Origin of the sequence: Mycolicibacterium aubagnense (assembly GCF_010730955.1) — a bacterium.
GTDB classification, from domain to species: domain Bacteria; phylum Actinomycetota; class Actinomycetes; order Mycobacteriales; family Mycobacteriaceae; genus Mycobacterium; species Mycobacterium aubagnense.
Map to the genome: position 1 here is coordinate 566,232 of NZ_AP022577.1, position 23,729 is coordinate 589,960.

The 23,729-nt window shown below is 63.7% G+C and carries 17 protein-coding genes and 1 pseudogene; 9 read left to right on the forward strand and 9 right to left on the reverse strand.

Annotated features, from left to right (window positions below):
- The first annotated feature begins 180 nt into the window (after nt 1-180).
- From ppsA to G6N59_RS02920, 3 genes are all read left to right on the forward strand, one after another.
- The gene (gene ppsA / locus G6N59_RS02910; RefSeq protein ID WP_138229299.1) at nt 181-2,577 is read left to right on the forward strand and encodes a phosphoenolpyruvate synthase; all 2,397 of its coding nucleotides are present in this window, start codon (nt 181-183) and stop codon (nt 2,575-2,577) included.
- Entirely contained in the window at nt 2,574-6,233 is a 3,660-nt protein-coding gene (gene otsB / locus G6N59_RS02915) for a trehalose-phosphatase (protein ID WP_138229300.1), read from the forward strand. The genes ppsA and otsB overlap by 4 nt, the downstream gene beginning before the upstream one ends.
- 127 nt (nt 6,234-6,360) lie before the next feature.
- A complete protein-coding gene (locus G6N59_RS02920; protein ID WP_138229301.1) occupies nt 6,361-7,320 on the forward strand; it encodes a ketopantoate reductase family protein in 960 nt (319 codons plus the stop codon).
- A 36-nt stretch (nt 7,321-7,356) separates the two neighbouring features.
- On the opposite strand, the gene G6N59_RS02925 is transcribed toward G6N59_RS02920, so the two are convergent.
- Nucleotides 7,357-7,839, reverse strand: coding sequence for a flavodoxin family protein (locus tag G6N59_RS02925; RefSeq protein WP_170212365.1), 483 nt, complete (start codon nt 7,837-7,839; stop codon nt 7,357-7,359).
- Nucleotides 7,840-8,294: 455 nt separating this feature from the next.
- Here G6N59_RS02925 and G6N59_RS02930 point away from each other — a divergent pair, with 455 nt between their 5' ends.
- Complete coding sequence (locus tag G6N59_RS02930) at nt 8,295-10,130, forward strand: AMP-dependent synthetase/ligase (RefSeq protein WP_138229303.1); 1,836 nt, start codon at nt 8,295-8,297, stop codon at nt 10,128-10,130.
- Here the strand turns inward: G6N59_RS02930 and G6N59_RS02935 are convergent.
- From G6N59_RS02935 to G6N59_RS02955, 5 genes are read right to left on the reverse strand one after another with little or no spacing between them, the layout of a single operon-like run.
- A complete protein-coding gene (locus G6N59_RS02935) occupies nt 10,121-10,582 on the reverse strand; it encodes a hydrogenase maturation protease (protein WP_138229304.1) in 462 nt (153 codons plus the stop codon). The genes G6N59_RS02930 and G6N59_RS02935 overlap by 10 nt on opposite strands.
- Nucleotides 10,579-12,048 (reverse strand): Ni/Fe hydrogenase subunit alpha, encoded by a 1,470-nt coding sequence (locus G6N59_RS02940; protein ID WP_138229305.1) that lies wholly within the window; start codon nt 12,046-12,048, stop codon nt 10,579-10,581. The genes G6N59_RS02935 and G6N59_RS02940 overlap by 4 nt, the downstream gene beginning before the upstream one ends.
- A gap of 15 nt (nt 12,049-12,063) precedes the next feature.
- Complete coding sequence (locus G6N59_RS02945; protein WP_197907907.1) at nt 12,064-12,681, reverse strand: NADH-quinone oxidoreductase subunit B family protein; 618 nt, start codon at nt 12,679-12,681, stop codon at nt 12,064-12,066.
- Complete coding sequence (locus G6N59_RS02950; RefSeq protein ID WP_138229306.1) at nt 12,678-13,394, reverse strand: 2Fe-2S iron-sulfur cluster-binding protein; 717 nt, start codon at nt 13,392-13,394, stop codon at nt 12,678-12,680. The genes G6N59_RS02945 and G6N59_RS02950 overlap by 4 nt, the downstream gene beginning before the upstream one ends.
- Nucleotides 13,391-15,271 (reverse strand): NAD(P)H-dependent oxidoreductase subunit E, encoded by a 1,881-nt coding sequence (locus G6N59_RS02955; RefSeq protein WP_275938274.1) that lies wholly within the window; start codon nt 15,269-15,271, stop codon nt 13,391-13,393. Before G6N59_RS02955 ends, G6N59_RS02950 begins: the two co-directional genes overlap by 4 nt.
- A 295-nt stretch (nt 15,272-15,566) precedes the next feature.
- Between G6N59_RS02955 and G6N59_RS02960 the strand changes: the two genes are divergently transcribed.
- The 5 genes from G6N59_RS02960 (at nt 15,567) to fahA (ending at nt 21,018) form a co-directional block, all read left to right on the forward strand.
- Complete coding sequence (locus tag G6N59_RS02960; protein WP_138229307.1) at nt 15,567-16,217, forward strand: TetR/AcrR family transcriptional regulator; 651 nt, start codon at nt 15,567-15,569, stop codon at nt 16,215-16,217.
- On the forward strand, nt 16,210-17,058 hold the full coding sequence (locus G6N59_RS02965; protein ID WP_407665805.1) for a metal-dependent hydrolase: 849 nt from the start codon (nt 16,210-16,212) through the stop codon (nt 17,056-17,058). Before G6N59_RS02960 ends, G6N59_RS02965 begins: the two co-directional genes overlap by 8 nt.
- 122 nt (nt 17,059-17,180) lie before the next feature.
- Nucleotides 17,181-18,398: a 4-hydroxyphenylpyruvate dioxygenase gene (gene hppD / locus G6N59_RS02970; RefSeq protein ID WP_138229309.1), complete on the forward strand. Its 1,218-nt coding sequence runs from the start codon at nt 17,181-17,183 to the stop codon at nt 18,396-18,398.
- Complete coding sequence (gene hmgA, locus G6N59_RS02975; protein WP_138229310.1) at nt 18,398-19,711, forward strand: homogentisate 1,2-dioxygenase; 1,314 nt, start codon at nt 18,398-18,400, stop codon at nt 19,709-19,711. The genes hppD and hmgA overlap by 1 nt, the downstream gene beginning before the upstream one ends.
- The gene (gene fahA, locus G6N59_RS02980) at nt 19,708-21,018 is read left to right on the forward strand and encodes a fumarylacetoacetase (RefSeq protein WP_138229311.1); all 1,311 of its coding nucleotides are present in this window, start codon (nt 19,708-19,710) and stop codon (nt 21,016-21,018) included. Before hmgA ends, fahA begins: the two co-directional genes overlap by 4 nt.
- Here the strand turns inward: fahA and G6N59_RS02985 are convergent.
- From G6N59_RS02985 to G6N59_RS02995, 3 genes and pseudogenes are all read right to left on the reverse strand, one after another.
- Nucleotides 21,005-21,904 (reverse strand): phenylalanine 4-monooxygenase, encoded by a 900-nt coding sequence (locus tag G6N59_RS02985; protein WP_138229312.1) that lies wholly within the window; start codon nt 21,902-21,904, stop codon nt 21,005-21,007. The genes fahA and G6N59_RS02985 overlap by 14 nt on opposite strands.
- A 64-nt stretch (nt 21,905-21,968) precedes the next feature.
- Entirely contained in the window at nt 21,969-22,196 is a 228-nt protein-coding gene (locus tag G6N59_RS02990; RefSeq protein ID WP_234884115.1) for a mycothiol transferase, read from the reverse strand.
- A 39-nt stretch (nt 22,197-22,235) separates the two neighbouring features.
- Nucleotides 22,236-23,555 (reverse strand): annotated as a pseudogene (locus tag G6N59_RS02995) (cytochrome P450); the annotation flags it as partial.
- Nucleotides 23,556-23,729: the final 174 nt, after the last annotated feature.

Genomic DNA, 23,729 nt, shown 5'->3' on the forward strand with positions numbered 1-23,729 from the left:
CTCGCGGCTGGCCGCTGTGGGAGGTTGACGTTCGTGGCGCAGAGTACGGAAGCACACGCGGCTAGCCAGGTATTCGAGCGATGAACCGTTGGCTGCACGACCCGCAGCCGCGGACAACGTTGGCCGGCAATGACTCTGGTCGCGGGCGACGTTGCGGGACACGCTACGAGAGGACAAGTCATGGGTACATCGAGGTATATTCGCTTTTTTGAGGAGTTCGGCATCGACGACGTGCCGCTCGTCGGCGGAAAGAACGCGTCGCTGGGCGAGATGTTCCAGAAGCTGTCCGGGCAGGGCGTTCGCGTCCCGCACGGATTCGCGATCACCGCCGAGGCGTATCGCTACATGTTGGACCAGGCCGGCGCCTGGGACCGCTTGCACGCCGAGCTCGACGACCTGGAGCCCCAAGATGTCACAGCGCTGGCGCGTAAAGGCAAGCGCGCCCGTGAGATCGTCTACGGCGCCGGGCTTCCCGACGATCTGGCCGCCGAGATTCTGGATGCCTACCGCAAGCTTCAGCAGGAGTACGGCGAGGAGGTGAGTCTCGCTGTGCGGAGTTCGGCGACCGCCGAGGACCTGCCGACGGCGAGCTTCGCCGGCCAACAGGATTCGTACCTCAACATCAAAGGCGAACAGAGTCTGCTCGACACCTGCCGGCGTTGTTTCGCCAGCTTGTTCACCGATCGCGCCATTCATTACCGACTCGACCAGGGCTTCGATCAATTCAAGGTGTCCCTGTCGATCGGCGTGATGAAGATGGTGCGCTCCGATATCGCGTCATCGGGCGTGATGTTCTCCATCGACACCGAGTCGGGCTTTCGCGACGCCGTCCTGGTGACGGGCGACTACGGTCTTGGCGAAAATGTGGTTCAGGGCGCCGTCGACCCCGACGAGTTCTACGTCCACAAGCCGACCTATCTAGCCGGCCACCGCGCCGTGTTGCGCCGCCGCGTCGGCGACAAGGCGGTGAAAATGATCCTCGTCGAAGGTGGGACGAAGAGCACCGTGCGAAACATCCCGACACCGAAGTCCGACCGTGCTCGCTTCTGCATCACCGATGAGGACGTCCTGGAACTGGCCGGCTACGCGTGCACCATCGAGGCGCACTACGGGCGGCCGATGGATATGGAGTGGGCCAAGGACGGTCTCGACGGCAAGCTCTACATCGTCCAGGCCCGTCCCGAGACGGTGGCCTCCCAGCACAGCGCAACGGCGCTGGAAACCTATGTGCTCAGGGGCCGAGGCGAGGTAATCGCCGAGGGCCGGGCGGTCGGCGCTCGGATCGCCTCGGGCGTAGCGAGACGGATCCATAACCCCGAGCACCTGTCGGGGTTCAAGCCCGGCGAGGTACTGGTCGCCGACACCACGACGCCCGACTGGGAGCCGATCATGAAGACCGCCGCGGCGATCATCACGGACCGCGGCGGTCGCACCTGCCACGCGTCGATCATCGCTCGCGAACTCGGCATCCCCGCTGTGGTGGGCACCGGCGACGGAACCACGTGTGTGCCCGATGGCGAAACCGTGACGGTGTCGTGCGCCGAGGGCGAATCGGGCCGCGTGTACCGGGGCGAACTCAGCTTCCACGTGGACCGTAGCGAGGTCGGCGATCTGGCACGGCCGCGAACCCAGATCATGATCAACCTCGGGAACCCCGCGCTCGCCTTCAAGACGTCGTTCCTGCCGAACGACGGCGTGGGACTCGCTCGGATGGAGTTCATCATCAGCGAGTACATCCGGGTACATCCGCTGGCGCTGCTGCACCCCGAGAAGGTCGACGACCCCGAGGCGCGGCGGACGATCGATCGACTCACGCACGACTATCCGGACGGTAGCGCCTTCTTCGTGGAGCGCCTTTCCGAAGGGATCGGCACCATCGCCGCCGCTTTCTGGCCCAAGCCCGTCGTCGTACGGATGTCGGATTTCAAGACCAACGAATACGCCAGCCTGATCGGTGGAGCAGCGTTCGAACCGTCCGAAAGCAACCCGATGCTCGGCTTCCGCGGTGCCTCGCGCTATGCGCATCCCGCCTATGCGGAGGGCTTTGCGCTGGAGTGCCGCGCGATGCGACGCGTGCGCGAACAGATGGGTCTGACGAACGTCATCCTGATGCTCCCGTTCGTGCGCCGGGTGGCCGAAGCGGACCTCGTCCTCCAGACCATGGCGGACCTGGGGCTGCGGCGGGGCGAGAACGGGCTCAAGGTGTACGCGATGTGCGAGATCCCGAACAACGTGATCCTGATCGATGAATTCGCCAAGCGTTTCGACGGATTCTCCATCGGCTCCAACGACCTGACTCAACTCACCTTGGGCGTGGATCGTGACAGCGAGATCGTGGCGTTCGACTACGACGAGCGCGACGAGGGGGTCAAGGAGATGATCCGCCTGGCCGTTGAGGGCTGCCGCCGCAACGGAATTCACTCGGGGCTGTGTGGACAAGCGCCTTCGGACTACCCGGACATGGCCGAGTTCTTGGTCCGGGTCGGTATCGAGTCGATGAGCCTCAACCCGGACTCGGTTATCAAGACCACTCGCCACGTGCTGGAGCTGGAACGACAGCTCGTCCGTACTTCATGAAACCGCCGATCACCATCGACCCGCGTCGCCACGACGCGGTGCTCTTCAACGTTGACAGTGCGCTGAGCACCGATCCGCGGTGCCTCGAACCGACCGCGGATCTGGCCAGAGCGCTGCGGGCCATCAACGTCGCCACAGCGGCCCACTCGTCGAATCCGCAGTGTCAGCACGCGTTGAAGACCGCAGGCGTGGACCACCTGTTCGACGTATGCGTTGACGGAATCGCCGGCGAACGCGGGACTGCGGTACTCCAGGAAGCCGCGCGCCGGCTCGGGGTGCGGCCGCAACGGTGCGTCGTCATCGAGGACACCGCCGCCGGAGTGACCGCGGGCCGCGATGGCGGTTTCGGCGTCGTCATCGGTGTCGACCGGAGCGGACATCCCGATGACCTGCTGCACAGCGGCGCCGACGTCGTCGTCGCCGAGGTGGCAGACGTCCGCGTTCGCCGCGGCGACAAACGCGTCTCAGAACTTCCGAATGCGTTGGAGTCATATGGTCAGCTGATCGGGATCACCAGCGCCCGAGAGTCTGTCTTGTTCCTGGACTATGACGGCACGCTGTCCCCCATCGTTTCCGATCCCGCTGCGGCCGTGCTCGTCAACGGCGCGGCCGAGGCACTGGAACTCGTCGCGGCGGCGTGCCCAGTGGCCATCCTGAGCGGACGTGACCTCGCGGACATCCGCAGCCGGGTAGGCATACCGGGCATCTGGTACGCAGGTAGCCACGGGTTCGAGCTGACAGGGCCGGACGGCACCTACCACTGCAACGATGCGGCTGCGGTTTGCGTGCCTGTGCTCGAACGCGCGGCCACCGAGTTGACCCACGGCCTGGCCCGGATTCCGGGAGTTCGTGTTGAGCACAAGCGCTTTGCCGTGGCGGTGCACTACCGCGAGGTCGAACCGCAACACGTCGATGAGATCGTGGCCATGGCCCACCTGCTGGGACAGCGAGACGGATTACGGGTGACCAGTGGGCGCATGCTCGTCGAGCTGCGGCCCGATATCGACTGGGACAAGGGGACCACGCTGGCCTGGATCCGTGATCGCATCGACCCGACCGGTTCCTTGTTGCCGATCTACATCGGCGACGACCTCACCGACGAAGACGCCTTCGACACGGTTCACTTCGACGGAATCGGGATCGTCGTAGCGCACGACGAGGACGGGGACCGCAAGACCGCAGCCCACTTCGTCCTGCAGAGTCCCGATCAGGTGCGCAGCTTCATCCACCGCGGATCGCAGTGGCTGGCCTACAAGCATCACGTTTCGGGCGAGGCGTGGGAGTACACCTTCGACGGGTACGACCCGCAGAGCGAGAAGCTTCGCGAGGCGTTGTGCACGTTGGGAAACGGGTATTTCGCCACCCGGGGTGCCGCACCGGAATCGAAGGCCGGGCAAGCGCACTACCCCGGCACCTATGCCGCCGGGGTGTACAACCGCCTCGTCGACGACGTGTCGGGCACCCAGATCGACAACGAGAGCCTGGTCAATCTGCCCAACTGGCTTGCGCTGACGTTCCGGATCGACGGCGGCACGTGGTTCGACATCGATGCGGTCGACGTGCTGTCCTACCGGCAGACCCTCGATCTTCGCGGCGCAGTGCTGACTCGCGAGGCGCGGTTCCGCGACGGTGCCGGCCGGACGAGTGCACTGCGGCAACGACGATTCGTCGCGATGCACATGCCCCACGTCGGCGCCCTCGAGACGACGATCGTCGCCGAGGATTGGTCGGGGACCATCGAGATTCGCTCCACCGTGGACGGCGGCGTATCGAACTCGCTTGTCGAGCGTTACCGGGACCTCGCCAACCAACATCTTGACTCAGTCCGGACGCGCGAGATCTCTGCGGCTTCGGTGCTGCTCACCGCGCAGACGACCCAATCCCACATCTCCGTCGCCATCGCTGCGCGAAACACCGTGTGGCGCGACGGTGCGCCCGTCTCGGCATCTTTCCGGCTCTTCGACGAGGATGCCGAAATTGGTCATGACATCAACGTTGCGCTGTCGGTCGGCGATTCGGTGACTGTCGAGAAGATCGTCACCGTCCACACGGGGCGCGATGTCGCGACATCCGAACCCGCTGTCGACGCTCAGCGCTGGATCTCCCGCCTCGGCCGGTTCGACGAGCTGCTGGACGGGCATCGGACCGACTGGGTGCATCTGTGGGAACGGCTTTCCATCGAGTTCGATGACTTCGGCGACGAATTGCGCGTCCTGCGGCTTCATATGCTGCATCTGCTGCAGACGGTGTCACCGAACACCGACGACCTCGACGTCGGGGTGCCGGCCCGCGGACTGCACGGCGAGGCATATCGCGGCCACATCTTCTGGGACGAACTGTTCATCTTCCCCGTGCTCAACCTGCGGCTACCGACGATCACCCGGTCTCTGCTGAAATACCGCTACCGCCGTCTCCCGGAAGCACGTCAAGCCGCCGCGGCTGCCGGCTATGCGGGTGCGATGTTTCCCTGGCAGTCCGGCAGTGACGGCCGCGAGGAAAGCCAACGGCTACACCTCAATCCGCGCAGCGGCCACTGGAATCCGGACGCCAGCGCTCGCGCGCACCACATCGGTATCGCCGTCGCCTACAACGCGTGGAAGTTCTACCAGGTCACCGGCGACCTCGCATATCTGATCGACTACGGCGCGGAGCTGCTGGCCGAGGTCGCGCGCTTCTTCGTCAGCAGGGCCACCTACGACGACGAGCGCGACCGCTTCGGCATCCGGGGCGTGATCGGGCCCGACGAGTTCCACTCGGGCTATCCCGACGCCCCCTACGACGGCATCGACAACAACGCCTACACGAACGTGATGGCGGTCTGGGTGATCATGCGGGCCATCGATGCCCTGAACCTGCTCCCGCTGCCCAACCGGCTGGACATGATGGAAGCGCTCGGACTGAACAGTGCCGAACTGGCGCACTGGGACGAGGTCAGCCGCCGGATGTACGTCCCGTTCCACGATGGCGTCGTCAGTCAGTTCGAGGGTTACGGTGATCTGGCAGAACTGGATTGGGACCGCCTTCGTCGGCAGTACGGCGACATCCAACGCCTGGACCGCATCCTGGAGGCAGAGCACGACGACGTCAACCGCTACAAGGCTTCCAAGCAGGCCGATGCCCTGATGTTGCTGTACCTGCTGTCGGGAACCGAGTTGCGTGAGCTACTCGAGCGGCTCGGCTACCGCTTCACCTCCGATCAGGTGCCGAAGATGGTGGACTACTACCTGGCGCGTACGTCGCACGGCTCGACGCTCAGCGGTGTTGTGCACACCTGGGTGCTTGCCAGGGCCAACCGCGACCGCGCGCTGGAGTTCTTCCAGCAGGCGCTGAAGTCCGACGTCTCCGACATCCAGGGCGGCACCACGTCCGAGGGCATTCACTTGGCGGCCATGGCGGGCACCGTCGACCTCATGCAGCGGTGCTTCACCGGGCTCGAGACCCGGTCCGACCGGATCATCCTCGCCCCGCACTGGCCGGAATCCCTTGGTGTGCTTGCGATACCGATCCACTACCGCGGTCTTCACCTGCACCTGCGGGTCAGCGGTAAAGGCGTCATCATCAGTGTCGATCCCCGGGACGCCGCCGGGGTCGAAGTGGAATGCCACGGTCGTGTCGTCCAGCTGATGCCAGGCACCACGGTCCGGTTCCCGGGTTGACGATGTCCGGAAACGATCAGGACGTCACGCCGCTCGCCGATCTGGCACACGGCGACTCCCGGACCGGACCGGTTCGCGAGCATCGACCTGTCTACGTCGCCGACTTTGCCTACCGGGCGAGCCCGACATGACGGTGCTGGTCGTCGGGGCCGGTGTCATCGGCAGCTTCAACGCCGCTCGATTGGCCGACGCGGGTGTGGATGTCCGCCTGCTTGCGCGCGGCCAACGGCTGGCTGCGTTGCGCGAACACGGCGTCATACTGCAAGACTGGCGCACCGGCCGGCGCAGCGTGACACCCGTTGATCTGGTCGAGACCATCGAGCCCGCAGCCCGCTATGACGTGGCCGTCGTGATCGTCCGCCGCAATCAGGTCGCCTCGGTCCTGGCAGTTCTGGCCGAGGCACCGCGCATCCCGTCGTACGTGTTTCTCGGGAACAATCTGGCGGGGTCAGCCGATATGGCGGCGGCCCTGGGTGGTGACCGGGTGCTGACTGGGATGGTCAACGCAGGTGGTGAGCGTGACGGCGTGGTGGTCCGCTACCTGTGGACCCGCCGGTTGCCGCTGCTGTTCGGCGAGAGGGACGGGGTCACCCGCCCACGCACCCGGGCCATCGCCGAAATGTTCTGCGATGCCGGCCTGCCCGCGCGGATGGTAACCGATCCCGAGGCCTACCAGAAGACCCACGCGGCGGGGCTGCCCGCTTTCGCCGGTGCCCTCTACAGCGCCGACGGCGACATTCGGCGGCTGGCCCGGCGCCCGGATCTGCTGCACCTCGTCGTCACCGGATACCGCGAGGCGCTGCGCGCCCTTCAGGCCGATGGGACGGCGATCAAACCTGTCTTGACACGTGCGGCGATGCGGATCCCGGAAGGGGTGATCAACGCGGGCCTGCGCTGGTTCTTCGACACCGAGCTGGCGGTCGTGGGTGGTCAGGCGCACGCCTTGGCCGCAGCCGACGAAATGCGCGAGTTGGCCAACGAGCTGCGAGCTATCTTTCGGCGCAACGGTATTCGGTCACCGGCCAACGACCGGGCGTACGCGGCAATCGACGCATGGGTCGAACATCAGGCCGCCGGTGACCGCTGACGAGCCCGCCGCCGGGGATCGGAGCCCGGCCATCGGTCATGAAGTGGCCTGGGAGCCCGCGACTTGTTTGCGAAGACGTGCCGCAAATGCCGCGGCCCGTTCGAGGTCGCGGTCGTCAGGCCGTCCCCTGTTGATCCCGCCGATGAGCCCGAACGGACCCACCGTGTCGAAACCGCGGCAGGAGAACGAATCGAGCACCTGAAAGCCCTTCGACGCGAGCTGGTTTCGAACAGGCTTGTTGTAGTCCAGCAGCGGAATCTGCCGAGCGCCGCTGGTAAAGAAGGTGAACGCGCGGATGCCCGGAACGTGCGGTAGGCGGGATATCAACTCCGGTAGTCGTGCGTCCACGTTCAGGTAATAGATTCCTGACCCGAAGCCGACGAGGTCGTACTCGCCGAGCGTTTCGGGGTCCACCGACTCGGGTTCGACCACCTCGGCATCAAGCACCTCAGCCATCCGATCGGCCACCCGACGGGTATTGCCGTGCGATTTCGAAACGCAGATGATGAGCGACTTCACGGGTCCATGCTGCGTGCTCACCTGAGCATCCGGATAGGGCGCAAAGGCACCAAGCTCCGGAGCAAAAGTCTCTCGGGTCCCCATTTAGGTCTCGTCAGTCGAATGCATGGACGACCTGGCGGGCCACGTGCCGGATCTGCCGGCGCGTGTCGTCATCGCGGGGGTCGGTGCTGCAGATAAATTCAGGCAAGTGTGCTCCCACCCGCAAACATAATTTGTGCCCCGATACTCACCTGGGCAGCATGGCACTGCCACCCAATGTCTTTCGGCCCTTATCGCGGGGCTGACGGTGGCGTTGAGTCGAGGTCAGCAAGGGGTTAAGAACCAGCGGCGGACGCGGTGAAAGTGGCCGTCGCGGTGACGCAGAACAGAACAACGATGGGTAGGCGACCCTCGGCCGCCGATAGGCGGAACCGAGCAAGCCAAGGAGTATCACCAAGGCCGAGAAGACGCGCATGACTATTGATGGCAACCTCACATCCACAACCGATGCCGCAGCGAATGTGGCTTCGATGTTTCTCAACCGGGTTCAGGTGTCGGCGGATAAGGAGGCCTTCCGCTATCTTGTTGCCGGCGAATGGGTCTCGATGACTTGGCGGCAGACTGCGGACCGCGTCGAAGCGCTGGCCGCCGGACTACTGGCGCTGGGCATCGAAACCGAGCAGCGAATCGGTCTCCTGTCGAGCACGCGATACGAGTGGGTCGTGGCCGACCTGGCGATCATGTGTGCCGGCGCCGCCACCACCACCGTGTATCCCAACACCAACGCCGGCGACACCGCCTACATCCTGGCCGACTCGCAATGCCGCATCGTGTTCGCCGAGGACACCACGCAGTTGGCGAAGCTGACCGAACGCCGCGCCGAGTTGCCCGACCTCACCAAGGTGGTGCTGTTCGACGGCACCGGCGACGGCACCGGCGACACCGACTGGGTGATCACCCTGGCCGACCTGGCTGAGTCGGGCAAGAAGTATCTGCTCGAGAATCCTTCTGCGGTGCGGAGGCGAATCGACGCGATCACCCCCAAGCAGTTGGCGACGCTGATCTACACCTCGGGAACCACTGGGCGGCCCAAAGGGGTTCGACTGCCGCATTCGGCCTGGGCGTATGAAGCGAATGCGGTCGCCGAGCTGCATATCCTCAGCGAAGACGATCTTCAGTTGCTGTGGTTGCCGATGGCCCACGCGTTCGGCAAAGTCCTGACGACCACACAGCTGGCGTGCGGGTACGTCACCGCGATCGACGGGCGCGTCGACAAGATCGTCGACAACCTTGCGGTAGTCAAACCGACGTTCATGGGCGCCGCACCCCGCGTGTTCGAAAAGGCGCATGCCCGCATCGTCACCACCCAGCAAGCCAAGGGTGGCCTCCAGGCCCGGCTGTTCGCGGCCGCCTTCTCCGCGGGTCTTCGGGTGGACCGCCGACGACGCGCGGGCCGAGCTGCTGGGCTGCCGATGTCGCTGCTCTGCAAGGTGTTCGACCGCCTGGTGTTCAGCAAGGTGCGGGCGGCGTTCGGGGGGCGCATCCGGTTTTTCGTCTCCGGAGCGGCACCGTTGAACCGCGATATCGGCGAGTGGTTCCACGCCGCGGGCCTGCTGATCCTGGAAGGCTACGGCCTGACCGAGACCACGGCCGGGACCTGCATCAACCGGCCCGATCACTACAAACTGGGCACCGTGGGGCTACCGTTCGACGGCATGTCGGTACGCATCAGCGACGACCAAGGCGAAATCCAGATCCATGGCCCGGCTGTCATGGACGGCTATCACAACCTGCCCGACAAAACGGCGGACGCGTTCACCGACGACGGCTGGCTGCGCACCGGGGACGTGGGCACCATCGATGCCGACGGGTTCCTCACCGTCACGGGCCGGATCAAGGAGATGTTCAAGACCTCGGGTGGCAAATACGTCGCCCCGCCAGCCATCGAGGCCAAGTTCATCGCGATGTGCCCCTATGCCAGCCAGTTCATGGTGTTCGGGGAGGGCCACAACTACTGCGTCGCGTTGATCGCCCTCGACGCCGACATGATGTCGGGGTGGGCAGCCGAGAACGGTCTCGAAGGCGCGACCTACCAAGAACTAGTCGGCACACCCGCGGTGCGGGACATGATCGCCGGATATGTCGACACCCTGAATGCCGACCTCAACCGCTGGGAAACCGTCAAAAAGTGGGCGCTGCTGAACCACGATCTGTCCGTCGACCGCGGTGAGCTGACACCGTCGCTCAAGGTGAAACGTGCCGTCGTGGCCGAACAGAACAAGCACCTTCTCGACTCGCTCTACACCTGACCGCCCGACGAGAAGTATGCCGTCGCGTCATCCAAATTCCGCTGCGCCGCCTGCGTCAATCCCAGTTCGAGATCGAATTCGAAGCCCCGGATCGCGAGCAGGTGAACCGCTGGCAGGCGGTCGAAACACTGCTGACACGTCGCCATGATCGCGGGGATGGAGATGGCGTGCGACGTGAAGCTGAAGTCCATCCTCGGCACCACGCGCTCCACCGTGAACGATTTCACCGAGGTGTCTTTGGTGGCATCGACGAACAGCACATGTTCCTTGTTGCTGATCAGTTCGGCGTCCTCGAGCAGAAGCTGATACTTCCTCTCCAGGCCTGCGTTCGAGCAGAGGCCTTGCGCCTGAATCCAATCGACGAAGGCCCAGCCCAAACCGTCGTCCTGCCGACCGACATTACCGATCCCGTAAATCAGGCAAGAGTCGTCGTCGAACTCGTCGAGCGTCACGAACGGACGCGCTCGGTGATGACATTTCCCGCCGGATCGTAGACAGTGACGATCAGCGGCATCTGCCCGAAAGCGTGCGTCGCACAACTCAGGCACGGGTCGTACGCGCGGATCCCGACCTCGATGGCGTTCATCATGGCTTCGGTGATCACGCCGCGGCCCCCCAGATAGTCCTCGGCGACCGAGCGCACCGTGCGGTTGATCACCTGATTGTTGTGAGTAGTCGCCACAATCAGATTGGCGAAGGTGATTTCACCTTCCGGACCGGCCCGATAGTGGTGGAGCAGCGTGCCGCGAGGTGCTTCCACAACGCCGACACCCTCACCCACCCACGCACCGGCTGCGGGGGTAACGACCAAGTCTTGCTGCTGCAGATCGGGATCGCGCAGCAGTTCTCCGATCAGTTCCGCCGCGTGGAGCACTTCGATGGTCCGCGCCCAATTGGTATGCAAGGTCATGTTGTTCGTGGCGCCGCCGGTGTAAGCATGAAAACGCTCCAGCGCCTCCTGAGCCAGTGGCGTGGAGAGCGACTTCGTGACGTTCATTCGCCCGAGCGGCCCCACCCGAACCGAACCCTCGTCCCTACCCAGGTCCTTCAGGAACGGGAACTTCATGTACGTCCACTCTTCGACCGCTTCGGAGAAATGGTCGAGGTAGTCGTGGTAGTCGAATTCACGGACGACGTGTTTGTCGTCGTCGACGATGCGCAGCACGCCGTGGTAGTAGTCCACGTTGCCGTCGTCATCGACCAGGGACATGTTGAGGGCGGGAACGTTCGCGAAACCGTCCACCTCAGCCCGATTCTTCGCGTGAAAGCCGTAGAAGATGCGCAGCCCGTCCTGGGCGTAATCGATGATGTCGGCTATCGACGGGAGCCCTTCTTCGCCGTTCAACAGGCGGTCGCATTCGGCCCGGCTCAGGTTCTTGTCGACGCCTCCGGGCACGGAGCTGATGCCGTGCATTCTCCTGCCGAAGACCGTCTTGATGACTTCCTGGCCCCATTTGCGCAGCATGATCACTCGTCGCATCAACGCGGGGTCAGCCTCAATGAGCCCGATCATGTTGCGCTGCGCCGGTGCGGCATCCATGCCGAACATCATCTCGGGGACGACCAGGTAGAAATATGCCGTCGCATGCGATTGCAGCATCTGCGCGTAGTGGCCGAGTCGGCGGATCTTCTCCGCTGTCCGCGTCACGCCGCTTCCCGATTTTGGGCCGGCGCCGATCATGTCGTCGAGTACCTTGGCGCCGGCCAGATGGTGACTGACGAAGCAGATTCCGCAGATGCGTTGCATCAGCATGGGCGCCTCCCAGAACGGGTGGCCCTGGATGAACTTCTCGAAGCCGCGGAACTCGACGACATGCAGCCTGGCGTCGACGACGTTGTCGTCGTCATCGAGGTGCACGGTCACCTTGCCGTGGCCCTCGATTCGGGTAACGGGATCGATGATCAGCTTTCTGCTCACGCGCAGCCTCCGAGATCAGTCGTAATGGTTCAGCGAGCGGGGCAGCGTCACCGGGCGACCCTGTATCAGGTCGTCGAGCACCGCGAAAATGGTGTCCGCGTCCGGAGGGCATCCGGGGATGAAGTAGTCCATGTGGACTACTTCATGGCAGGGGTAAACCTTGGTGGTGAGTCGGGGAATGTCCGGGTGGGAGGGGATGACGGGTTTGGCGCCCGGAACCGCGGTCGGCGAATTGATGTACGCCTCGGACAGGCAGTCCTTCAATTCGAAGACATTGCGCATTGCCGGGACGCCGCCCCAGACGGCGCAGGCTCCGACGGAGATGAGGATGTCGCAATTGTCCCGGAAGTGTCGCAGCGTTTCGATGTTGTCCTCGTTCGCTACACCCCCTTCGATGAATCCGATGGCACAGCGCTCGGTGATTCTCTTGATGTCGGTCAGTGACGACCGGTGGATGCTGATCTTGGTCAGGAGCGGCAGGAGCCGTTCGTCCATGTCCAGAAATGACAACGTGCAGCCCCAACAGCCGCACAAGCCGATCATCGCCACCTTGACCTTGGTGTCGCGGGCCGCCTCAAGCGCCGGTTCCGTTGGGGCTACCGGCATTTCGTGCGACGTGGTCTCCTCGGTCACGGCTTACCAGACTCGTCTCGGCGGTCGAGGGCCCGTGCGCGCACGGATTCGAGCTCGTACTTGCGTCGGCCGATCGGGACGTCGTATCCGACCCTTTTGTCGATGATGGCGCCGACGGGGCAGATGGCGACGGCATAGTGGATCTGCTCGTCCGGCATGGCGTTTGCCCGCTCGGTGTCGATTTCGATCTGGGACTCGGGACCGCGCTCGCTGATGCTGAAGATCTTCTGGCCGCTGGATTCGTCGCGGACGAATTCCACGCAGCGTTGGCAGAAGATGCAGCGATCCCGTTCCAGCCAGATTTTCTCCGACGCATGGTCCCGCTCGCGCCGCGGGAACCGGTACGGGAACCGTGACACCAGCATGTCCACCTCGTAGCCGACCGCCTGCAGCGTGCAGCGACCACTCTTCTCGCAACTCGGGCAATTGTGGTTGCCCTCCGCGAACAGTAACTCCACCAACGCCTTCCGGAGGTCTGCCGTTTCCGGTTCGTCGACCTCGACTTTCAGTCCGTCCGAGACTCGAACCGTGCACGCCGCGACCACGGTGCCGTTCACCTTGACCGAGCAGGCCCGGCAGGTTCCGAGGCACGGCTTGCCTTCGAGGTAGCACAGCGTCGGGATGTACACCCCAGCGTCGGCGGCCACATCGACCAGGACGCCGCCTTCTTCGGTCGACATCGGTACCCCATCGATTTCGATGCGGATGGTCATGCGGTCCCGTCCGTTTCCCGTTCGGTAACTGCCTTGTCGTACCCGGCCAGGGCAGCATCGAGATCGAAGGAGAGCAGCAGGGCCTGTTCCTGGGTGCGCAATCTGCTCCGATAGATCTCGGGGAACTTTTCCAGGGTCGTCGAAATCGGATTGGCCGCGGTGGCGCCGAGACCGCACCGACTGGTCGTTCGCACCAGCGCACCCCAGCGGGCCACGTCGTCCAGATCCTGTTCGATACCGGTGCCGGCGATGATGCGTTGCACCTTGTCGTGCAGAGCGACGGTGCCCGCCCGGCAGGGAACACAAATGCCGCAGGACTCGTCAACGAAGAACTGTGTGTAGTCGCTGACGCAGTCGAGCAGGTCGCGACTCGAATTGAAGATCGTGACGGCGCCACTACACGGAATGTCCTCGTACGCGATCCGACGTTTGCCGTCCACCTCCACCGACAGACACTCCCCCGCTGGGCCACTCATCTGGACAGCGCAAGCATCCCGCGCACCGACCATGGCCAGCACCTCATCGAGGGTGATACCCCACTCGACCTCGTAGACGCCCGGACGGTCGCAGTCCCCAGCGACGCTCAGCAGGCGGGTGCCCGCAGAGTCGGGTGTGCCCATGCGGCGAAACCACGGCGCGCCGTTCTCCATGACACGGGTAGCTGCCGCAAACGTTTCGACATTGTTGACGCAGGTGGGTTTGCCGAGATACCCCTCCTGGACCGGGAATGGCGGCTTCAGCCGGGGCGTACCCCGTTTACCCTCGCACGACTCGATCAGCGCCGATTCTTCACCGCAAACATAGGAACCGGCGCCCAGCTGGATGCGGATGTCGAAATCGAATCCTGCTTGCCCACCAATGCGACGTCCGAGCAGCCCGTCGTCCCGGAGTTGCCGGAGCTGGGCTTCCAGATACCGCTTGAGATACACGTACTCGGCACGCAGGTAGACGATTCCGTGCCGACTACCGATCGCGTAGGCCGCAATGACCATCCCGATGAAAACATCTCGAGGCGAGCGCGTCAGCAGTGCCCGGTCCTTGAACGTGCCGGGTTCACCTTCATCGGCGTTGCAGATGACGTACTTGTCATCGCCGGGTGCAGCCCGGCACAGGCTCCACTTGCGCCCGGTGGGAAACCCAGCACCACCGTATCCGCGCAGTCGGGATTCGGTGATCTCGCTGATCGTCTGCTCGGGAGTACCGGCGAGACAGCGATCGAGCAGCGCCCGGTAATCCGTTGTGCCACAGAAGAACACCGGACCCTGCGTGCGGACATTGGACTGCACCAGATGGTCCACGTAGGCGATGCCGTCGTCTGGTAGTCCAGCCGGGTTGGCGATATCAGCGGCCACTCTCCCAGTTTTCAACTGGGAAATGATGTCCGTGACAGTTTCCGGTGTCAGTCGGGTGAATACCACGCTGTCGATCAGCATCGCCGGCTCCTGATCGCTGAGTCCGATACACGGCGTTTCGAACAAGCCGAACATGCCCGCTTCGTCCGTTTCGCCGAAGCGGGCCCCGGTCTGGAGCTCGAGCGTGTCGTACACCGCCTGATACCCGCGCGTCTTCGCAATCACCGTGTTGCTCAAGTAAATCCGGTGCTGTCCTGATGGCTGACGGTGGAAGAAGTGATAAAAGGAAGCTGTCTCCACGATGTCCAGCGGAGACCGATCCAAAGCGGTGGCGAGCTGTGGCAAGACGTCATCGGGAATGTGGCCGTACAGATGCTGAACATCCCACAATATGTCCATCAGTCGCGTTCCGTCGTAACGGTGGCGCCGCACTATTGTGTCGATGTCTGAGGTCATTTCGTACCGGGCCAGGGCCGTACCGGCGTCGTCGGTGACATCATCGAAATCCTCGCCTTTCTTGTACATGCCGGCTGATGTCAAAGGAAATGGATACCGCAGTCCTGCAAGCATCGTGATCTTGTATGCCGTCTCGTAGTGCCATAAGGCCCCGATCTACTCGAGTTCAACTGTGACTCAATCGTCGTCCACAGGACGGCACCTGTCATCGGGTTTCTGCCACTAACGGACCGACGCCCGCGGTCACGAGTGTGCAGACGCGGCACCCATCTCGACCGAGCAACAACCAACCATCGCTGGGTCTGCGGCAAAAACACTTACAGGCAGGGTTGCCTGCCTGTAAAATTGGGGCTACTTTTGCGACATGGTGGCCAGAACCCGGACGCGACGCTCCGACGAGCGGATTCGCATTCCTCGCGCCGAGCGCGTCGAGGCCATGAGGGCGCGGCTGCTCGATGCCACCCTGTGGTGCATCGTCGATAAGGGCTACGCCGCCACCTCCACCAATGATGTTGTCCGGCGCGCCAAGGTCTCCCGCGGAGCACTAGCTCACCACTTTCCGACCAAGGCGGCACTGGTCAATGCGGCCGCCAGCCACTTGGTGGCCAAACGGGCCCTCGATTTCGAGTCGCGGATGGCACAACTCGATGCGGACCAGCGCACACCGGCGGCGGCACTCGACATCTTGTGGTCGTTCTACGAACAACCCGAATGTCGGGCATTGGTGGAATTGTCGATCGCAGCACGGCATGACTCCGAACTGCGCGCGTTGATGTCGACCTGGGACGACATGTACATCGAGTTACTGCGCACGTCGGCAACAGAATTCGTCCCCGACGTAGCGACAAATCCACACGCCGGTGTGCTACTGCGGACCATCACCGCGCTCTACGACGGGCTAGGTCTCTACGACATGACCCAGGAGGACCACCGCAACAAGGTCGCCGAAGTCCGCACCTTCTTTTTCGCAATGTTGACCCAGCTGGAACCGACCCTTGGAGACGCTAGTGACTGAAACCTCTACCCGGCTCGTCCGCGCGCGGCGGATCCACTTCAACTATCCCGACGGCGGCTTGCAGCGGCACTACGTCCAGGGCGACCTGGTGATGAGTCACATCGTCGCCTACCTGTCCGCCACCTTCCCCGAGGGCGAGGACTTCTTCGTCCGGTCGGTGCGCAACTACGCCGATCAGGTCACCGACCCGGTACTGAAGGAACAGGTGAAAGGCTTTATCGGACAGGAAGTGACGCACAGCCGCGAGCACGTAGCCCTCAACGAGCGGCTCCAACAGATGGGCTACCCCACCAGGTTCAACGACCGGATTACCCGACGTTCGCTGCAACGGGACGAACGCATATTCTCGCCGATCACGTGCCTGGCCATGACAGCCGCGCTCGAGCACTTCACCGCCGTGTTCGCCGAAACGCTACTGGGGGACGAGGATGCGCGTGCCCTGCTGGGGGCCACCGAGGTGCGAAAGATGTTGTTGTGGCATGCCTATGAGGAATCCGAGCATCGCGCGGTCGCCTTCGATGTGTACCGGGCCGTCGGTGGCACGGAGCGACGCCGCATCTGGACCATGCGAATGGTCACGTTTACCTTCTTCGGCAGCGTCGCGTTGTTCACCACGCTGTCACTGCTGGCAGACCGGGCCACCTACCACCCGGTGCGGCTGATTCGTAGCCTCTGGGCCCTGCGCCGGTCGCCGTTCCTGAAACGCTCCGTGCGCCAGCGATTTCGGCAGTACAACAAAGTGGGATTCCACCCGAACGACGTCGACAACACCGACCTCCTGGAACACTGGAAGCCCGAGCTTTTCGGCGTGGACGGACAACTCGCCGCCAATATGAGCTGACCGGGACGCGTTGCCCGCGCGGTCGCCCACAAGTTCGTATTGATCGTCGGCGAACTAGCGGACCACCAACTCGGCGGGCAATCCCCATGTCGGGATAGCCCGCAAAAGAGAAGAATATCTGCATGACGAACCAGAGCACCCTGACCGACCAGGAGAAGCAGGCCCGGCTCGATGTCAACCAGCTCAAGCAGCTGGTGGGTCTGGTGGAGTACGACCCGAGCAATGATCCGTTTCCCGTAACCGGTTGGGATGCCATCGTTTTCGTGGTCGGCAATGCCACCGAGGCAGCGAGTTATTTTCAATCCACGTGGGGCATGGAACTGGTCGCCTACTCGGGACCGGAGAACGGCAATCGCGACCACAAGGCGTTCGTGCTGCGGTCCGGCTCCGTGCGGTTCGTGCTGAAGGGTGCGGTGAGCCCCGACAGCCCGCTCGTGACCCACCATGCCAAACACGGTGACGGCGTAGTCGACATCTCGTTGGAGGTTCCTGACGTCGACAAGTGCATTGCCCAGGCCGAGCGTGCCGGCGCCACGGTCCTCGACCAACCGCACAACCTGTCGGATGAGGACGGCACCGTGCTCGTCGCAGCCATCGCGACCTATGGACAGACGCGGCACACGCTGATTCAACGGGAAGTAGCCGGTGCACGGTACGCCGGCCCCTACCTGCCCGGTTACCAGCGGGCGACCAGTGGACACGTCAAACGCGACGGCGCTCCCCCGCGGCTGTTCCAGGCGTTGGACCACGTCGTCGGCAACGTAGAACTCGGCAAGATGGACGAGTGGGTCGGCTTCTACAACCGGGTCATGGGATTTGTGAACCTGGCGGAGTTCATCGGCGATGACATTGCCACCGAGTACTCGGCGCTGATGTCGAAGGTGGTGGCCAATGGCAACCACCGGGTGAAGTTCCCGCTCAACGAACCGGCCGTGGCGAAGCGCAAGTCTCAGATCGACGAGTACCTGGAGTTCTACCGAGGTCCCGGCGTTCAGCATCTTGCATTGGCCACCAACGACATCCTGAGCTCCGTCGACGAGCTGCGCAGGCGCGGCGTGCAGTTCCTCGAGACCCCCGACACCTACTACGAGGATCCCGAACTGCGTGCCCGGATCGGCGAGGTGCGCGTACCCGTCGCTGAGCTGCAGCGGCGCGGCATCCTCGTAGACCGCGATGAAGACGGCTACCTGCTTCAGATCTTCACCAAACCGTTGGGAGACCGGCCGACAGTCTTCTTCGAGCTCATCGAGCGCCACGGCTCACTGGGTTTCGGTAAGGGGAACTTCAAGGCCCTGTTCGAGTCGATCGAACGCGAGCAGGAAAAGCGCGGGAACCTGTGATGACTGGGTACCAGTCCGGCTTCGGCAACAGTTTCGAAAGTGAGGCACTGCCCGGTGCGTTGCCTGTCGGTCGCAACTCTCCGCAGCAGTGCGCCTACGGCCTCTACGCCGAACAGCTCAGCGGCTCCCCGTTCACCGCGCCCCGGGCCGCCAACAAGCGATCCTGGCTGTACCGGATCCGCCCGAGCGTCGCGCATTGGGGCGGCTTCACTGCCGTTGACGCCGAGGGAGTTTCGTACTGGCGCTCGGCTCCCGACGACGCAAAACCGGTGCCCATCGCCCAAATGCGTTGGAATGCCTTACCAATACCGGATCCCGCGGTCGAGGACACCACGTTCATCACCGGAGTGCGCACCATCACGACCGGCGGGGACGTCAACACGCGCACCGGATTCGCCTGCAGCATCTACACCATCACGACGTCGATGGTCGATGCCTACTTCTACAACGGCGACGCCGAGATGCTGTTCGTCCTGGAGCGGGGCCACGTTCGGTTCTGGACGGAGTTCGGGATCATCGACGCCGAACCGAGCGAAATCGTCGTCATCCCACGCGGAGTGAAACTGCGCATCGAGGTGCCCGACGGCCCGGCCCGGGGCTACTTGTGCGAAAACTACGGCGGCACTTTCACCCTGCCCGAACGCGGCCCGATCGGCGCCAATTGTTTGGCCAATTCGCGTGACTTCCTCACGCCCGTCGCGAACTACGAGGATCGCGAGGTCCCATCGACGCTGTACGTGAAGTGGGGTGGCACCCTGTGGCAGGCCGAAGTGTGCCAGTCGCCGCTGGATGTTGTTGCCTGGCATGGCAATTACGCTCCGTACAAATACGACCTGCGGCGCTTCTCTCCTGTGGGCCCTGTCCTTTTCGACCATGCCGACCCGTCGATCTTCACGGTGCTCACCTCGCCCAGTGAGACGCCCGGAACCGCCAACGTCGACTTCGTGTGCTTCCCCGAACGCTGGATGGTCGCCGAAGATACTTTCCGGCCACCCTGGTACCACATGAACGTCATGAGCGAGTTCATGGGACTCGTGCGCGGTGTCTACGACGCCAAGCCTGATGGCTTCGTCCCCGGCGGGGTCAGCCTGCACAACTGCATGACTCCCCATGGCCCCGACGCCAATGCATTCCACGCCGCCAGTACCGAAGACCTGAAGCCGGTCAAGCAGGAAGGCACACTTGCGTTCATGTTCGAAACCCGGTTCCCGCAGAAGGTCACCGCCCACGCGGCGAATCTGCCACAGCGGCAACAGGATTACGCCGATTGCTGGAGTGGCCTGACCAAGCGATTCGACCCGGGCGCGCCGTGACCACACTGGATTTCACGCACGACCCGCGCTTGCGCAGCTGGGTTACCTCGGCCGGTTCCGGGGACTTCCCTTTGCAGAATCTCCCTTTCGGTGTGGCGGCCGGTGCTGCCGGCGAACCCCACGGCGTCGTACGCATCGGCGACATGGTCCTGGATCTGCGCGCCCTGGCCGAGTCAGGGTTGCTCGCCGCCGAGGCCCGGCCGGCGGCCGAAGCTGCCGCATACGAAACGCTGAACACATTGTTCGCCCTGGGCTCGGGTCCGCGGATCGCTCTTCGCCGGGCACTGCATTCCCTGCTCGTCGCAGGGACCCCGCACCAACAGGCGGTCGCAAAGCTCCTCACCCCGCTGACCGAAGTCGACGTCCTGCTGCCCGCCCGCATCGGCGACTACACCGATTTCTATGTCGGAATCCATCATGCCCGCAACATCGGCGCCCTGTTCCGGCCCGACAATCCGTTGCTGCCCAACTACAAATGGTTACCGATCGGCTATCACGGGCGTGCCTCCAGCGTGCGGGTCAGCGGCACTCCCGTCACTCGGCCGCACGGGCAGCTGAAGGTGGCTGATGCGTCCGCACCCGTACTGGCGCCCACCCGGCGGCTGGATTTCGAGCTCGAACTCGGCGTGTGGATCGGGCCGGGAAATGCCCTCGGCGAGCCGGTGAGTATCGATGAGGCCGACTCCCACGTCGCCGGTTACTGCCTGCTCAACGACTGGTCCGCCCGCGACGTGCAAGCGTGGGAATACCAGCCCCTCGGCCCGTTCCTGGCCAAGAGCTTCGGCACCACGATCTCCCCCTGGGTGATCACTCCAGAAGCACTGGCGCCGTTCCGGATTCCGGTGACCAGGCCGGCCGAAGACCCCGCTCCCCTGCCCTACCTCGACAGCCCCAGACACCGCGCTCACGGTGGGCTCGATATCGAGCTGCAGGTGCTGATCACCACGGCGCAGATGCGCGCGGCCGGACACCCACCGCACCTGGTCTCGCGCTCGTCCAGCCGCCACATGTATTGGAGCGACGCGCAGATGGTTACCCACCACACCAGCAACGGGTGCGACCTACACCCGGGCGACCTGCTCGGCACCGGCACCCTGTCCGGACCCACCGCGGGTTCTGAAGGCAGTCTGATGGAGCTCAGTCATGGCGGAAACAACCCCATCACATTGCCCAACGGCGAAATTCGGACGTTTGTCGAAGACGGCGACGAAGTCCTGCTGACGGCCGGCGCTCGCCGCCCAGGCGCCGTCAGCATCGGATTCGGTGACTGCGTCGCCGTGGTCCAGCCGGCGATCACCTACCCGTGACTTCAGCGGCGTCATGCATCAGGCGGTGCGCCATGTCGTCGTCCACGTCGGCGAAGAAGCCGCCGATCACATCTTCGATCTCGTGGAAGTCCCTTGCGCAGAAGAGAACTGGTTGGTAGTGGGTGATATCGTAGGTCTGCACACCCATTCGGCCGATGTTCAGCGGCCGCAGGTCCGCACCGTCGAGCTGCTGGATTTCCCCGAATGACGAGAGCAGACCGGCGCCATAGGTGCGCACTTCGCCATACTCGCGGACCACACCGAACTCCAACGAGAACCAGAAGACCTTCGAGACGAATTCAAGCGCCTCAGTCGTTTTCACCCGCTGGGCGGCCTGTCCGGCCAGCCGGTACAGCGCCGCGAAACGCTCATGGGCCAGACAATTGCCATGGCCGACGACCTCGTGGATCAGGTCCGGCTCGGGCGTGTAGAGCGGCACGGAATGGTGCCGGACGTACTGGGTGGAGTGGAAGATTCCATCGGCGAGGCGTCCGTAGAACTCACGCAGTGGCACCAGCCCGGCCGCGGGCACGTACTGAAATCCGGTGAGCGGCTTGAGCATCTCGTTGACCTCGGCGAGCTGCGGAATCCGATCCTCGGGAAGTCCGAGACGCTCGCGGCCCTGCAGGTACACGGCGCAGGCCCGGCGTTGATGGAGCCGGTGAAGCTCGGCGCACGCAATGCGCCAAACCTCCTGCTCGTCGTCGGTGTAGGTCGCGATGGGCGGTGGAGTGCCAGGCTGCCAGTCCATGGCGAGCGCGGCGATGGCGTTGCGGCGCGCTCGGTATTCGGGGTCGACGGCACCGGGATGATCCGCTGCGAGATGTACGGTGACGTCATCACCCGAACGCGTCACCGGTGCATACAACTGCGCTTCTTCGAACATCGCTGCCTCCCGGAGGTCCGGGCGTCGCAGAGAGCGGCGTCTGTAACCAGGATATGCGCGCTGATTACTCGCGACCGGGCGTACCGCCGACGCATTCCTCGAACCACACGCGCTGCATCCAGGTCACGTGCTTGAGCAAGCCGAGGAGCGTCGTCGCCGACGGGACGAGCCGGCGGCGGACCTCCTCCTCGGTGAGGCCATCCAGCGTCACCTCAATGGCACTCCGGTAGTCCTCGACAAAGGCGTCGAGCTGGGCCTTTTCGTTGTCGAGCAACACATTGAACGAGCCCAACGCGCTCTCTCCTCACTCCGTGACGGCCGCCTGCTTCCTGGTGACCTTCACCATCATCTTGGAGTAACCCTTCACGAAGTTGGATTGCGTGTACTCCGGCTCACCAACGACCTCGATGTCCTCGAATCGCGTCAGCAACTCCTCCCACAGGATCTTGAGCTGCAGCTCGGCGAGACGGCTGCCCATGCAGCGGTGGATGCCGATGCCGAAGGCCAGATGATGGCGGGCGTTGTGGCGGCCGATGATGAAGTCGTCCGGATTCTCGAACTTGCGCTCATCGCGGTTGGCCGAGGCGTACCACATGACGAGCTTGTCGCCCTTTCGGATGAATTGCCCACCCAAGATGGTGTCCTGCTTGGCGATGCGGCGCATGTACGCCAGTGGCGTCTGCCACCGGATGATCTCGTGAACTGCTTTGGTGATGAGTCCCGGGTCTGCCTTGAGCCGCGCGAACTCGTCAGGGTTCTGGTTCAGTGCGAGCACACCACCGGTCATCGAATTGCGGGTGGTGTCATTACCGCCGACGATCAGCAGGATCAGGTTGCCGAGGAATTCCATCGGCCGATCGACCAAGTCCTTGGTGTCCTCGGACGACTGCATCAGGGTGATGAGGTCGAATCCGGGCTTCTCACCGGCAGCCAGCCGCGCCTTCTTGTCGTACCAAAGCGCACTGAACGCGCGGGCCATATCGGCTGCGGCCGCGAACATCTCGTTCATGTCGGCCTCGCCGCCGGTCGCCGACGCGCTGCCGGCCACGGTGTCGGTCCAGTACACCAGCTTTCGGCGCTGGTCATACGGGAAGTCGAGGAGAGTCGACAGCATGCGTGAGGTGAGTTCGATCGACACGGTGTCGACCCAGTCGAATGGCGTGCCTTCCGGCAGACCGTCGAGCACCTCCTGGACGCGCGACCGGATGAGCGTTTCCATCTCCTGGAGGTTCTGGGGTGCGACCACGCCCTGCACGGCCGCGCGCTGGCGATCGTGACGCGGCGGGTCCATCGCGATGAACATCTCGACGTCCAGCCCCTCGGGCGGATCGCCGATCACGATCTGCGGCTCGGCGGAGAACAGCTCGTTGTTCTTATCGACGGCAACGATGTCGTCGTACCGGGTGATCGACCAGAAGGGACCGAACGGGCTGTTCGGCTGGTAGTGCACCGGGGCCTCGTCACGCAACCGCTTGAAGTACGACTGCCAGCGGCCCTGGCGGAACATGAACGGGTTGCTCACGTCGATCTCTGCCAACGGCACATCCGCGGCATCCGGAATCGGGGTCTCGACGAACACCGGCGTCTTGTCACCGACGACCGACTTTTTCGCCTTCTGGTAAAGGTGCATGCCCTTGATCTGCACGGGCATTGGGATGGTCGATTGGGCCCGGTTCAGTACCGGATCGAGAATCGCTTGCTGTGCCTTGGTGATTGCCTGATCGAGAATGTTCACGGGTTTCTCCGCCTTGTCAGATCTGAAATTCGGGCTGTGGGTCGGCGTGCTGACCAATTGTGGTGCCGGTGCCACCCGGCAAACTGGGAA

Bases quoted from the DNA above. Each gene is read 5' to 3' on its own strand.
- hmgA (WP_138229310.1), top strand. From the start codon at position 18,398: ATGACTGGGTACCAGTCCGGCTTCGGCAACAGTTTCGAAAGTGAGGCA.
- G6N59_RS02930 (WP_138229303.1), top strand. From the start codon at position 8,295: ATGACTATTGATGGCAACCTCACATCCACAACCGATGCCGCAGCGAAT.
- ppsA (WP_138229299.1), top strand. From the start codon at position 181: ATGGGTACATCGAGGTATATTCGCTTTTTTGAGGAGTTCGGCATCGAC.
- otsB (WP_138229300.1), top strand. From the start codon at position 2,574: ATGAAACCGCCGATCACCATCGACCCGCGTCGCCACGACGCGGTGCTC.
- hppD (WP_138229309.1), top strand. From the start codon at position 17,181: ATGACGAACCAGAGCACCCTGACCGACCAGGAGAAGCAGGCCCGGCTC.
- G6N59_RS02985 (WP_138229312.1), bottom strand. From the start codon at position 21,904: ATGTTCGAAGAAGCGCAGTTGTATGCACCGGTGACGCGTTCGGGTGAT.
- G6N59_RS02950 (WP_138229306.1), bottom strand. From the start codon at position 13,394: ATGACCATCCGCATCGAAATCGATGGGGTACCGATGTCGACCGAAGAA.
- G6N59_RS02960 (WP_138229307.1), top strand. From the start codon at position 15,567: ATGGTGGCCAGAACCCGGACGCGACGCTCCGACGAGCGGATTCGCATT.
- G6N59_RS02920 (WP_138229301.1), top strand. From the start codon at position 6,361: ATGACGGTGCTGGTCGTCGGGGCCGGTGTCATCGGCAGCTTCAACGCC.
- G6N59_RS02955 (WP_275938274.1), bottom strand. From the start codon at position 15,271: ATGTACAAGAAAGGCGAGGATTTCGATGATGTCACCGACGACGCCGGT.